Below are 12,897 nucleotides of genomic sequence, written 5' to 3'. Positions count from 1 at the left end.
TTTTCTAATACACACAGAGGTTTATATGACAGCGAAATATGGCGTTAAACGCCGATTAGCGATTCTTGCCGCCGCTTTAATCGGTGCGACAAGTAGCAGTATCGCAGCAGAGAAACCAAATATTCTCGTCATTTGGGGTGATGATATTGGCCAGTCCAATCTCAGCGCTTACACGTTTGGCTTGATGGGGTACAAAACACCAAATATAGACAGTATCGCCAAAGAAGGCATGATGTTCACTGACTATTACGGTGAGCAATCTTGTACAGCGGGCCGTTCTACTTTCATTACGGGCCAAACCGTTCTTAGAACAGGTTTGAGTAAAGTGGGGCTTCCAGGTGCTGATCTTGGCTTGAAGGAAGAGGACGCAACCATTGCCGAAATGCTGAAGCCGATGGGCTATATGACAGGGCAATTTGGTAAAAACCACTTAGGTGATAAAGATGAGCACCTTCCTACTAATCACGGCTTCGATGAATTTTTTGGCAACCTTTATCACTTGAACGCCGAGGAGGAGCCAGAAAACGTCGATTATCCTAAAGATCCTGAGTTTCGTAAAAAGTTCGGTCCGCGCGGCGTTATCCGTTCGTACGCTGATGGCAAAATTGAGGATACAGGACCTCTAACCCGCAAGCGCATGGAAACCGTGGATGAAGAGACGTTAGATGCGGCACTCGACTTTATGGATCGTGCAGTCAAGGCTGAAAAACCTTTCTTTGTCTGGTGGAACGCAACTCGTATGCACTTCCGTACTCATGTGAAAGAAGAGAACTCTGGAAAAACAGGTATCAGCGAGTATGCAGATGGTATGGTCGAGCATGATAACCATGTAGGTCAGCTACTGAAAAAAGTGGATGATTTGGGTATTAAAGACAACACAATCGTCTTTTACTCCACCGATAATGGCCCACACATGAACTCGTGGCCAGATGCAGGTACAACGCCATTCCGTGGAGAGAAAAATACCAACTGGGAAGGTGCGTACCGAGTTCCTGCGATGGTACGTTGGCCGGGTAAAATTAAAGCTGGCTCTGTTTCGAATGATATCATGCATCACATGGACTGGATGCCAACGTTCGTTGCTGCCGCGGGTGATGACAATATTAAAGAGAAATTGCTCAAAGGTTATAGTGCGAATGGTAAGAAATTCAAAGTTCACCTAGACGGCTATAACTTCCTACCATATTTGACTGGTAAAGAGGATAAGGCCCCACGAGAAGAAATTTTTTACTTCTCAGATGATGGAGACTTAACTGCACTTCGCTATAACAAATGGAAGCTGGTCTTTATGGAGCAACGAGCAAAAGGTACGTTGCGTATTTGGGCTGAACCATTCACCACACTTCGTGTTCCTAAGATCTTCAACTTGCGTATGGATCCTTACGAAGTGGCTGATATCACTTCTAACACTTACTACGATTGGATGCTAGACCGTGCTTACATGCTTGTTCCTGCGCAAGCTTACGTAGGCAGATTCCTTGAAACGTTTAAAGAGTTCCCACCAAGGCAAAAAGCAGCAAGCTTCTCGCTCGATCAAGTGATGGAGAAACTAAAAGAGAACCCAAATAAGTAGGAAAAGCTAAGTGAAGTATCACATATAGAAAGAGGCTCATTAAAATGAGCCTCTTTTTTATCTGTAAAATTCTATCTATTCAGGTTTGTAGAAAGCTTGATGACGAAAACGCCTAACGCTTCAATTGACAAGAGTTATAAACAAATTGGTTCGTAGTGGGCTGCCGTTAAGTTGGCTTTGATTTTTTCACGTAGAGCGATGTGGGCTGGGTTGTTTACCTCTCGCTTATGGTAGACGAACTTGTAAGGGATAGAGCGTATCGAAATGGGGCAGGGCAAAATTTGAAGCTTGAGCGCTTTGCTCCACTTGTTTGCAAAAGATTGAGACACGATCCCTAAACTGTCTCTTTGGGCGACATACAGCGCCATGCCCGCTAGCGAAGATGTGATCAAGTCGACTTTTCTTTCTTGAATTGTTTCCTTTGCTAGTTGCTCGAACCCCGACATGTTGTTCCATTTTCCTGAAAATAAACAGTGAGTTTCCTCATAAAATTGCTCTTTTGTGAGCGTGCCGTGTACACGGGGATGGTTCTCACTACAGATAACCACGGCTTCTTCCTCATAAGCATCTTCAATAATAAACGCTGCATCTTTCGTGATCACCGTATCGATTACTAGATCGACTTTTTGTTGTCTTAACAGCTCAAATAATAGGAATTTTTCGGGTGGTGATTCATAAAAAATAGTGTTCTTTATCGGGTCCATAATGTGCAACAAAATTTCCGAACAACACACTTCAAAATGATTTTTATCAGATATCGCATTGTCAATAATATTAACCGCTTGCTGGAATTGCGGCAGTAATTGATAAGCGGTGGAGGTTAGTGCGATACCTCGCCCTTTTTTAACGAATAATTGCTTATCGACGACTTGCTCTAAACGCTTTATTGCAGCGCTCACAGCAGGTTGTGTAAGCCCTAATTGTTCCGCGGCTTTTGTATAAGATTGAAACTCCGCAACAACAAGAAAAGTTTGGATCAAATTCAAGTCCATAACGTCACTCATAAATTTAATTTATAGGTTAACTAATTTTGACTGCATTTATCGCCTGAAATTAGTGCTTTATCTTATATCAACAATGGTATTGAAAAGCGAATACCATTTTTTACGCACTAGCGAACTCTTGGAGATAATATGAAAAATGCGACCAAAACGAGCAGTAAAAAACTCGTACTTAACGCATGTACGTTAGCTTTGGGCGCTGCATCTGCAGTTGCACATGCAGCGGACAAACCCAACATTCTTGTCATTTTTGGTGATGATGTTGGTTACTGGAACCTTAGTACCTACAACCAAGGCATGATGGCGTACAACACGCCAAACATCGATAGCATTGCTAAAGAGGGTGCGAAGTTCACTAACTTCTACGCACAGCAAAGCTCGACAGCAGGCCGTTCTGCATTCATCACTGGTCAAATGCCAAAACGTACAGGTCTATCAAAAGTGGGCTTACCAGGCGCTCCGGAAGGTATCTCGGAAAAAGATCCGACGATTGCAACCGTGCTTAAGCAAATGGGTTACGCAACCGGACAATTTGGTAAGAACCATTTAGGTGACCGAGACGAGCATCTTCCTACCAACCACGGTTTTGATGAATTCTTCGGCAACCTATACCACTTGAACGCAGAAGAAGAGCCAGAGAACGTGGATTACCCTAAAGATCCGGAGTTCAAGAAGAAATTTGGCCCTCGTGGCGTTATCCATTCTTACGCTGACGGCAAAATCGAAGATACCGGTCCACTTACGCGTAAGCGTATGGAAAATGTTGATGGTGAGTTTCTTGATGCCGCAGAAAGCTTCATAGAAAAACAAGTAAAAGCGGACAAGCCGTTCTTTACTTGGTTTAACACCACTCGCATGCACAACTTCACACATGTTCCTGAAGAATACCAAGGTAAAACAGGTGCCGGTTTCTACGCGGATGGTGTTAAGCAGCACGATGACCAAATCGGTCAGCTACTTAACAAGATCAAAGAGTTAGGTGTGGATGACAATACAATCATTGTTTACACCACTGACAACGGCCCTATGGTTGATTTGTGGCCGGATGCAGGGATGACACCGTTCCGCTCAGAGAAAAACACTGGTTGGGAAGGGAGTTTCCGTGTGCCAATGTTAATTAAATGGCCTGGAAAAATTGAGGCAGGTAAAACATTCAACGGCATGATGTCATTAGAGGACTTTTTCCCGACACTAGTTGCTGCGGCAGGTGATACCAAAGTTAAAGACGAACTGCTAAAAGGCAAAAAAGTTGGCGATATGGACTACAAAGTTCACCTAGACGGTTACAACCAACTGCCATATTTAACGGGTAAGTCAGACAAATCCGCACGAAATGAGTTCGTTTACTGGAGTGACGACGGCGATCTTGTGGCATTGCGCCAAGGAAAGTACAAGTTCCACTTTATGATTCAAGAGAATGAAACGGGTATGGATGTATGGCGTAAGCCGTTCACTAAACTTCGTGTGCCACTGATCTTTGACTTGAGCATTGATCCATTTGAACGAGGCGATCAAGGCATGGGTTATTCTCGTTGGATGTACGAGCGTTCATTCTTAATGATGCCAGCAATGGATACAGTGAAAGAGGTGATGGGTACATTCAAAGAATTCCCTCCTCGTATGGAAGCAGGTTCGTTCGTACCTAAGTCTTCTAAGTAAATTAAGATTATATAGCGCTTTTTGGAGCGCTATATACCCAAATAGCTTCACTTTTGCTGTACAGCGCTCAGGAGGTTATTTGGGTATATGTAATAGTGAGAAACGTATGAGTAAGATTTCCCCTCGCCATTCTACTACTATGCCTATTGTTCCTCTTAAAACGGCGTCTAAAGCGCCGGTTCTGGGCGCGTATGACCGTCGATTCCATGTGATGGCAAAGCCAGGCGGAGCAAAGTGCAACATCGATTGTCAGTACTGCTTTTATCTGCATAAAGAAAATCTACTGCACCAAGAAAAGCAGCCAAAAATGGACGACGCAACACTGGAAGCGTTCGTGAAAAGCTATATCGAAAGTCAGGATGGCGAAGAAATTGTATTCTCATGGCAGGGCGGGGAGCCGACGCTGCTTGGGTTGGACTATTTCCGCAATGTCGTAGCTTTGCAAAAGAAACATCAGCCGAAAGGCGTTCGCATTGAAAACGATCTTCAGACCAACGGCATTTTGCTAAACGATGAGTGGTGTGCGTTTTTAAAAGAGCACAACTTCCTAGTTGGCTTGTCGATTGATGGACCACGAGAGCTGCACGACAAATATCGCAAAACCCGCAGCGGTAAGCCAACGTTTGATCTCGTGATGAAAGCGGTAGATAAGCTCAAAGCGCATGGCGTGAAATTCAACGCGTTGGTCACGGTGAATCGTCACAATGCGAAATACCCGCTCGAAGTATATCGATTTTTAACCCAAGAATTGGGTGTGACTTATATTCAGTTTGCGCCGGTGGTAGAAGCCAACAACTTCCAAACAACCGCGCCGCAGTTTTGGAACGAACAGATGATCCCAACCAAAGGCAGTGATCTGGCTAAACCGGGGCATCCAATGTCGATTGTAACGGATTGGTCAGTCGATCCTGAAGACTGGGGACGCTTTTTAATGGCGACCTTTGAAGAGTGGGTGAATAACGATCTTGGCCGTGTGTTGGTTAATCTGTTTGAAACCGCGGTGGCGCAAGTAATGGGGAAACCGTCTCAGCTTTGCGTGACGGCGGAGTTTTGTGGCAAAGGGTTGGCGATTGAGCACAATGGCGACGTGTTCAGTTGCGACCACTATGTGTATCCAGAATACAAACTCGCCAACATTCATGAACACTCACTGAATGAAATGGCCTTCTCTACAAGACAATATACTTTTGGCATGGCAAAACGCGATTCATTGCCGACGTATTGTAAGCAATGCCCTTACTTGCCTTATTGTTGGGGTGAGTGCCCCAAAAACCGTTTGATCAAAACGCCGAATGGTGAGAGTGGTCTAAACTATTTGTGTTCGGGAATCAAAATGTTCTTTGATTATGCGTTACCGATGTTGGTTGGTCTTGCACAACTTCTCCAATCTCAAGAACCGCAAAGATAACATAGTGAATATAACCTTAAGTTATTTCATTTGTTCTTATACTTAACTATCGAAAAGACGGCTTAAACCATTGAAAAGGTATCCTATGAACCACGCACAACAAGCGATAAAAGAACTCATCGAACAAACAGAAAAAAGCGTCATTGGACAAAGCCACGTGGTTCGAGCTTTAGTCATTGGGTTATTAACAAATGGGCATATTCTGCTAGAAGGTTTACCGGGAACGGCAAAAACACGTTCCGTAAAATCGTTGGCGAACTTGTTAAACACCAGTTTTGGTCGAATCCAGTTTACGCCGGATCTTTTACCATCTGACGTGACGGGTACTGAGGTTTATCAAGAGCTGGATGGTAAGCCGCAACTCCATTTTCAGTCAGGGCCCATTTTTAACAGCATTGTACTTGCTGATGAGGTCAACCGTGCACCAGCCAAAGTACAAGCGGCACTGCTTGAAGCCATGGCCGAAGGCACAATCACGGTAGGCGATAAAACTCACGTATTGCCAGACTTATTTATGGTGCTTGCAACGCAAAACCCAGTAGAGCAAGAGGGCACGTACCCACTGCCAGAAGCGCAAATGGACCGCTTTATCATGAAGGTTACCGTCGATTATCCAGAAGATGACGCCGAACGTGACATCATTCGTTTGGTGCGCTGTGAAGAATTGGGTGCGGAAACCAGCAGCGAAATTGTTACGCCAAAACACATCGAGCCAGACGTGGTGCTAGAAGCGCGTCGTCAGTTACCAAACATCGTGGTATCAGACCTAGTGGAAAACTACATCGTTGCGTTAGTGATGGCGACTCGTAAGCCAGAGCGTTATGCCGATTCAAACTTAGCAAAATGGATTGAGATTGGCTCTAGTCCTCGTGCTTCTATCGCACTCGACAAATGCGCTCGTGCGTATGCGTGGATGCAAGGACGTGACCACGTTACTCCTGACGATGTGCGTGCCATGGTTCCGTCTGTATTGGGCCACCGTTTTTCTTTGACCTACGATGCACTGGCAGATGGGGTCGATCATCAACGAGTCGTACAAGAGCTGCTAGATTGTGTAGAAATTGGGTAAGTGGGAGGCATTATGGCTAAGCCAACTCTTGCGCCAAAATCACAGGGGATGGATCCCCGTTTGTACTGCGATTACGCTCGTTTAGTACGTCTGCAAGCACAAGCAGAATCATTCAGTTTACTCCCTCACCTAAAGGCGGGTAGCGTACTCTCTGGCCGACACAATTCGTTGTTTCGCGGTCGTGGATTGAACTTCGAAGAGCTGCGCCATTACCAATTGGGTGACGATATTCGTAACCTTGATTGGAAAGTTACGATGCGTACAGGTAAGCCGCACGTACGCAGTTATACAGAAGAAAAAGATCGCAACGTAATCGTGTGTGTCGACCAGAGAAGCACAATGTTTTTTGCTTCGACGCAAGTAATGAAATCGGTTGTCGCGGCAGAGATCGCAGCGATGTGTGGGTGGCGAGTATTAAAAGATGGCGACCGAGTCGGTTTTGTCATCGCATCCCCGCAGGCGTTGTTTCACAGCAAGGCACAGCGTTCGCAAAACGATCTTCTGGCGCAACTTAAACGTCTCGCTAAAGCCAATCAATCGCTCAATGTGGACTCCTGCAATTCCGAAAAAGTAACGTTCAGTCAATGGATTGAGCTTATTAAACGCATGAAGCTCAAGCAATCCACTTTGATTTTTATCAGCGACTGGAGCGACTGCGAGGAGCACCACCTTGATCACCTTAAACAGCTACAACAGCACAACGATGTTCTTGCAGTGATGGTCAGTGACCCATTAGAACAAGCGCTACCAGACGATTTGGCAAAATCGAAATGGGTGGTTGGTGATGGGCAGTATCAACTCAATTTAGACAGCAAAGCAAAGGTAGAAGCTGCGAGCGCAAAGCTTGAGGCTCGAACTAGCTTACAGCGTCAATCACTCTCTCAACTTATGGCGATGAAACACCTTCCGCACATCGAACTCGATACGACAGGTGAGCACATTAAACAATTCCAAAAACTGGTAGGAGGGCGTTAAATGAGTGATCTTCCTACGCCTCCAAGTACCTACATACTCAGAGAGCTGCATGATGTGGCCGTACCATCTAGCGTGAGTTGGTACCCGCAAACTATTGGCTGGAAAATTTTAGCGGCAGTTGCGTTCATTGCATTGGTATATTTCGCATATCGCTTGGCTCGGCAATGGTGGCATAATCGTTACCGAAAAGAAGCACTACTGGCGATTTCGCAAATCAACCCGAGCGACAAAGACATGCCAAAAGTATTGTTCTCTGTGCTTAAAATAGTGCTGATTCATATTGATAGCCGCAACGCGAAATTGTTTGATACCGCCTTTCTGCGCAAGCTCGATGCGCTGTATCCGCAAACCAGAGACTCTCAAGCAAACTCGCAAATGGTTTTTAACGATGAGCTTTCAAAGTGCTGGCTACAAAGTATTGTTGACCCAAGCGTTACGCTAACCAACGAAGAGCGAGTAACGCTTATTGCTCGTGCGAAAAACTGGGTGAGTGAGCACCGTTGTGATGCTCAAAAAAGCGCGGCAAATAAATCACCACGATTGAAACGCAAAGCACATCAGGGAGGTCAACATGAATGATCTTCTTGCATCGATAACTGGTTTGTCTGGTTTTGAATTTGCTCACCCAATGTGGTTTCTGGTTTTGCCCTTGCCGTTGGTGGTGTACTACTTGGTGCCCGCATATCGCACTAAGCAAATGGCGATCAAAGTGCCGTTTTTTAGTCAGCTGGTGGAAGCGATTGGCGAGACGCCATCAGAAGGTGCAAGCCAGTTGACCCCGAGTTGGTGGCAACGAGCAACGTTAATTCTCTCATGGCTTTTGGTGGTGTGTGCGATGGCAAAACCCACCGTGTTAGGCGAGCCTCAAGTTCGCGAGAGTTTAGGCCGCGATGTGATGGTGGTGGTGGATCTTTCGGGCTCCATGGCCGAGCCAGATTTCACCTCACGTACAGGCGAAAAAATTTCTCGTCTTGATGCGGCAAAAGAAGTGCTATCGGAGTTTGTTCAGTCTCGTAAAGGTGACCGATTAGGCTTGGTGCTTTTTGGTGATGCTGCTTTCGTGCAAACGCCATTTACCGCAGACCAAAAAGTGTGGCTCGAACTGCTTAACCAAACCGATGTGGCAATGGCAGGGCAGAGTACCCATCTTGGTGATGCGATTGGCTTAGCGATTAAAGTTTTTGAGCAAAGCGATAAGTCGCGTGGTGCTTTAGAACAAGACCAAAACCGTGAAAAAGTCGCGATTGTATTAACCGATGGTAACGACACGGGCAGTTTTGTTGAACCGATTGATGCGGCGAAAGTTGCGAAAGCCAAAGGCGTGAGAGTACACGTCATTGCGATGGGCGATCCGGAAACGATAGGTGAAACCGCGTTGGATATGGACACGATTCATCGCATTGCGAAAGAATCCGGCGGTGAAGCGTTTGAAGCACTCAACCGTGATGAACTATCGGCTGCCTACGACGAAATTGGCAAACTGGAACCTCAACTTTACGAAAGCACCACATACCGCCCAAAACAAAGCCTTCATCATTACTTGATGGCGTTAGTGGTCATCATGCATTTGCTCGCGTTCAGCGTCGCAACACTCAAAAGAAGGGCTGTTACACGATCATCATTAGGAGAGAGCGATGTTTGATTCTCTTAGTTGGACGCAATTCTTTACGCAGTTTCATTTTATTCGACCACTGTGGTTACTGGCTTTGGTCCCCATGTTTTTCTTGGTGTGGTTACGCTGGCGAGAAGAAAGCAAGCCAAGCTGGAAGGATATTCTGCCCGAACATTTACGCAATGCTTTGACGATAGGTGAGCGAGGTTGGCGTAAGCAACTGCCGCTTAAGCTCTTGATGCTGATTGTGTTCATCGCCATTGTGATTTGTGCAGGCCCAACGTGGCAACGTGAATCTTCCCCGTTTGGCGAAGATAAAGCCTCTCTGCTGGTGGTGCTTGATAACAGCGAATCGATGCTGCAAAAAGATCTCCCACCAAACCGCCTTGAGCGTTCCAAACAGAAAATACGCGATTTGCTAGCCGTGCGAAAAGGCGGAAAAACGGGGTTAGTCGTGTTTGCGGGCAGTGCTCATGTCGCGATGCCTATAACTCAAGACAGTAAAGTATTTGACCCGTTTTTGGCGGCCATTACGCCAGAAATTATGCCCGTGCAAGGTAAGCTTGCCGAAAAAGCCTTGCCGTTAATTGACCAACAATTGCAAGGTCAACCAGGCTCTACCGTTCTGTTGGTGAGTGATGGCGTTAATCCAGCCACGATTGAGCAATACCAAGCGTATTTCTCGGGCAAATCTTATCAACTGTTAATTCTTGCGGCAGGGAATGCTGACATTGTGAGTAACAACCCAATGGATTTGGATTCTCTACAAGAACTGGCTAGTCAGGCTAACGGTCGATTGGTGGAAGTGACCGTCGATAATAGTGATATCGAGCAACTGAATCGATACGTTGAGCGCAATATGCAGCTTAATGGCGAATCTTCAATGCCTTGGAAAGACATGGGGTATCAACTTCTGTTCCCAATCGCGCTGATCATGATGCTGTGGTTTAGAAAAGGGTGGTTAGTGCAGTGGTGCGTGATTGTAATGGTGAGCGGCACGTTATTGATGCCAACAAGTGCATTGGCCGAGAACATTTCAGTTAAAGCCGAGCAGCCACAAGTTGTGCAAAAAGTGACGGCTTTCGACAAGGTGGCGCAATGGTGGTGGGATTTGTGGCTAACGCCAGATCAACAAGGACAGCGTTTGTTCAACCAACAAGCGTATTTAGAAGCCGCGAAACACTTTGTCGAACCATTACGCAAAGGGACGGCGTACTACTACGCTAGCGAGTTTGAACTCGCCCACAGTGCGTTTTTGGAGATGCAAAACGACCCGTCCGAAGAGGTTCGAGATTACGGTCTTTATAATGCGGCGAGTGCATTGGCGCGTCAGCGTGAATATTTGGCTGCACGTGACTTGTTAAAATCCCTAGCCAACAAGCCAACGTTGAGCAAGAGGCTAAGACCGGATGTTGAGCATAACTTGAAAGTGATTGGTGGTATTGTAGAGGACATCAACCGGATGAGTGAGAGTCAGGCAGGAACGGAGCAAGAAGCATCAACCGAGCTAGGCGATAACCCTCAAACCGCAGAAGGGGCGGATGAAAAAACGTCAGCGGAGTTGATGATTAAAGAGACGTTAAGTGCAGACGACATCTTAGGTAGCCAAGAATTAGCCGACAAATGGTTAAAGCGAGTCGAAGCGGATCCTAAATACTTCTTAAATGCGAAGTTTCAGATTCAATTGCGTTCAATAGAAACCGGAGAATCAACTTCTACTGCGAACGAAAATACAGAGGAGGCGGTGCAATGATGAAAAGCCACCGTTTTACGCCCTTTGCTTTACCCTTGTGGTTAGTTATCTGTTTCGGTTTCCTCCTGAGCAGTAGTGTGTTGGCTCAAGATATTCGTGACGTTCAACGAGAGCATGGTGTTGAGTTACAAGCGTGGGTTGGTAAACAACCAACGGCTGGAGAGAAGCGTAAAACACCAAGTTTTAGCGTCAATGAGCAAGTTATCTTAACCATCGAAGTGGCAACGCCGCGTTGGTTTACGGGTGGTACGAGAATTGGCAATATTGAAATACCCAATGTTATCGCCAAACAGCGTAATCAACTAGCAACCAACTTTACTGAGCAAAAAGAGGGGCAAACTTGGTCGCGTCAACGCTGGGAAGTGACTTTGTATCCTCAAGCTTCTGGTGATTTTGTGATTCCACCTGTCGCAGTGGGCGTTCAGGTGTCTGCGCCGGACGGCGAGAAGGTGTCAGGCACACTTTACACCCAGCCGATTAAGTTCAAAACCGTATTGCCATCGGGCCTGCTGAGTGGTGAGATACCTTGGTTTTCTGCAACAGATGTAGAGGTAAAGCAAGAGTGGGATACCTCCACTGAGTCACTCAAAGTTGGGGATGCAATCACGCGTAAAATCACCATTTCGGCTCAAGATTCACTATCTGTATTGCTACCAGACTTGTTGAAAGGAGAATCAACAACCCGTTATCAAGCGTATCCTCAACCCCACCGTTTGACAGATACGCAAACACGTGGTGATTACCAGTCAACACGCACAGAAGAGAGCGTGTACGTGATTCAACAAGGTGGTGAATTAACCCTGCCGGATTATGAGTTCCGTTGGTGGAACAGTAAGACTCAGCAAGTGGAAACGGTGATGTTAGAGGGCAAAACTTTTGCCGCGAAGCACACGTTGAAGTCCTTCATCAGAACGTACTTTGAATGGATTGTTTCCACGCTTATGTTGCTGGGTTTTGTGATTATTTCATCGGTAGCCATTAAACGTTACTACCGCAACAGACCAACACCAGCATGGTTGACGTTCCACCGTTTGTTAAAGGCTAAACGTTGGTCTGAAGCAAGGACCATATTGTACAAACAATTGCGTTTAAATACGGCCGAGCTAGAAATGACCAAAGCCGATACGAGTGAATCGTGGCAAAAAAGTGCGTCGCGAATGCAAAATGGTGAAAATAGCGCTCATTTACTGAAGTCGATGTGGCGCAAAATCCAGACCAAACAAAAACGCTTTAAATTCCGTATTCCGCGAGCGTTACCAGAACTGGACAAAGTCATTGGAAGAGATGGCAATGAATAAAACGGGGCGCTAATATAGCGCCTCGTTTTTATTAGAGAATAGAGTTCAAATGAGCCAAGAGTTTATGCGCCGCGCATTGGAAGTGTCCCAAAATGCGCTTCCTGAATGTCAACCCAACCCGCCGGTTGGCTGCGTGTTAGTGAAAGACAATCAAATCGTTTCTGAAGGTCATACTCAAGCGATTGGTGGCAATCACGCGGAAGTGGAAGCGCTGAATGCGTATCAAGGCTCGTTAGAATCGGTGACGGCATACGTTACGCTGGAACCGTGTTCGTTTGTTGGTCGCACGCCAGCTTGCGCGGTGACATTAGTCAAATCCGGCATAAGCAAAGTCGTCGTAGCCATATTGGACCCCGACCCACGCAACAGTGGTCGAGGTATCGAGATTCTAAAACAAGCAGGTATAGAGGTAGAAACGGGTTTATGTGGAGAGGAAGTCTGCGAGTTTCTTACCCCTTACTTAGGCAAAGCCTAATCCAAGCTTTATGTTGCACAGTGATGCCAGTTTATGTGGTGAATGAAGTGCGTCAAAATTGAGTTAAAACTCAT

The 12,897-nt window shown here is 46.1% G+C and carries 11 protein-coding genes; 10 read left to right on the top strand and 1 reads right to left on the bottom strand.

Translation table 11 applies throughout. The annotated features are described in order from the left end of the window. Window positions 1–25 precede the first annotated feature (25 nt). Window positions 26–1,573 (top strand): arylsulfatase, encoded by a 1,548-nt coding sequence (locus tag R7E00_RS12220; protein ID WP_005376560.1) that lies wholly within the window; start codon window positions 26–28, stop codon window positions 1,571–1,573. A 134-nt stretch (window positions 1,574–1,707) separates the two neighbouring features. On the opposite strand, the gene R7E00_RS12215 is transcribed toward R7E00_RS12220, so the two are convergent. Then, entirely contained in the window at window positions 1,708–2,565 is an 858-nt protein-coding gene (locus R7E00_RS12215) for a LysR family transcriptional regulator (RefSeq protein WP_017635364.1), read from the bottom strand. A gap of 141 nt (window positions 2,566–2,706) precedes the next feature. Here R7E00_RS12215 and R7E00_RS12210 point away from each other — a divergent pair, with 141 nt between their 5' ends. From R7E00_RS12210 to R7E00_RS12170, 9 genes are all read left to right on the top strand, one after another. Then, entirely contained in the window at window positions 2,707–4,233 is a 1,527-nt protein-coding gene (locus tag R7E00_RS12210) for an arylsulfatase (RefSeq protein WP_017635363.1), read from the top strand. Window positions 4,234–4,339: 106 nt separating this feature from the next. Beyond that, on the top strand, window positions 4,340–5,641 hold the full coding sequence (locus R7E00_RS12205; RefSeq protein ID WP_053303500.1) for an anaerobic sulfatase maturase: 1,302 nt from the start codon (window positions 4,340–4,342) through the stop codon (window positions 5,639–5,641). Window positions 5,642–5,726: 85 nt separating this feature from the next. Next, complete coding sequence (locus R7E00_RS12200; RefSeq protein ID WP_085569081.1) at window positions 5,727–6,710, top strand: AAA family ATPase; 984 nt, start codon at window positions 5,727–5,729, stop codon at window positions 6,708–6,710. A 12-nt stretch (window positions 6,711–6,722) separates the two neighbouring features. After that, the gene (locus R7E00_RS12195) at window positions 6,723–7,685 is read left to right on the top strand and encodes a DUF58 domain-containing protein (RefSeq protein ID WP_017821549.1); all 963 of its coding nucleotides are present in this window, start codon (window positions 6,723–6,725) and stop codon (window positions 7,683–7,685) included. Next, window positions 7,686–8,264, top strand: coding sequence for a DUF4381 domain-containing protein (locus tag R7E00_RS12190; RefSeq protein ID WP_017635361.1), 579 nt, complete (start codon window positions 7,686–7,688; stop codon window positions 8,262–8,264). Continuing rightward, window positions 8,257–9,327, top strand: coding sequence for a vWA domain-containing protein (locus R7E00_RS12185; protein WP_025767855.1), 1,071 nt, complete (start codon window positions 8,257–8,259; stop codon window positions 9,325–9,327). Before R7E00_RS12190 ends, R7E00_RS12185 begins: the two co-directional genes overlap by 8 nt. After that, the gene (locus R7E00_RS12180) at window positions 9,320–11,050 is read left to right on the top strand and encodes a vWA domain-containing protein (protein ID WP_262606055.1); all 1,731 of its coding nucleotides are present in this window, start codon (window positions 9,320–9,322) and stop codon (window positions 11,048–11,050) included. The genes R7E00_RS12185 and R7E00_RS12180 overlap by 8 nt, the downstream gene beginning before the upstream one ends. Continuing rightward, window positions 11,047–12,348 (top strand): BatD family protein, encoded by a 1,302-nt coding sequence (locus R7E00_RS12175; RefSeq protein ID WP_262606054.1) that lies wholly within the window; start codon window positions 11,047–11,049, stop codon window positions 12,346–12,348. The genes R7E00_RS12180 and R7E00_RS12175 overlap by 4 nt, the downstream gene beginning before the upstream one ends. A 49-nt stretch (window positions 12,349–12,397) precedes the next feature. After that, window positions 12,398–12,823, top strand: coding sequence for a bifunctional diaminohydroxyphosphoribosylaminopyrimidine deaminase/5-amino-6-(5-phosphoribosylamino)uracil reductase RibD (locus R7E00_RS12170; RefSeq protein WP_262606053.1), 426 nt, complete (start codon window positions 12,398–12,400; stop codon window positions 12,821–12,823). Window positions 12,824–12,897 lie beyond the last annotated feature (74 nt).

It is taken from the genome of Vibrio sp. Vb1755 (assembly GCF_033338635.1).
GTDB lineage: Bacteria > Pseudomonadota > Gammaproteobacteria > Enterobacterales > Vibrionaceae > Vibrio > Vibrio alginolyticus.
This window is presented reverse-complemented; position numbering and strand designations above follow the sequence as displayed.

Bases quoted from the DNA above. Each gene is read 5' to 3' on its own strand.
- R7E00_RS12220 (WP_005376560.1), top strand. From the start codon at position 26: ATGACAGCGAAATATGGCGTTAAACGCCGATTAGCGATTCTTGCCGCC.
- R7E00_RS12215 (WP_017635364.1), bottom strand. From the start codon at position 2,565: ATGGACTTGAATTTGATCCAAACTTTTCTTGTTGTTGCGGAGTTTCAA.
- R7E00_RS12210 (WP_017635363.1), top strand. From the start codon at position 2,707: ATGAAAAATGCGACCAAAACGAGCAGTAAAAAACTCGTACTTAACGCA.
- R7E00_RS12205 (WP_053303500.1), top strand. From the start codon at position 4,340: ATGAGTAAGATTTCCCCTCGCCATTCTACTACTATGCCTATTGTTCCT.
- R7E00_RS12200 (WP_085569081.1), top strand. From the start codon at position 5,727: ATGAACCACGCACAACAAGCGATAAAAGAACTCATCGAACAAACAGAA.
- R7E00_RS12195 (WP_017821549.1), top strand. From the start codon at position 6,723: ATGGCTAAGCCAACTCTTGCGCCAAAATCACAGGGGATGGATCCCCGT.
- R7E00_RS12190 (WP_017635361.1), top strand. From the start codon at position 7,686: ATGAGTGATCTTCCTACGCCTCCAAGTACCTACATACTCAGAGAGCTG.
- R7E00_RS12185 (WP_025767855.1), top strand. From the start codon at position 8,257: ATGAATGATCTTCTTGCATCGATAACTGGTTTGTCTGGTTTTGAATTT.
- R7E00_RS12180 (WP_262606055.1), top strand. From the start codon at position 9,320: ATGTTTGATTCTCTTAGTTGGACGCAATTCTTTACGCAGTTTCATTTT.
- R7E00_RS12175 (WP_262606054.1), top strand. From the start codon at position 11,047: ATGATGAAAAGCCACCGTTTTACGCCCTTTGCTTTACCCTTGTGGTTA.
- R7E00_RS12170 (WP_262606053.1), top strand. From the start codon at position 12,398: ATGAGCCAAGAGTTTATGCGCCGCGCATTGGAAGTGTCCCAAAATGCG.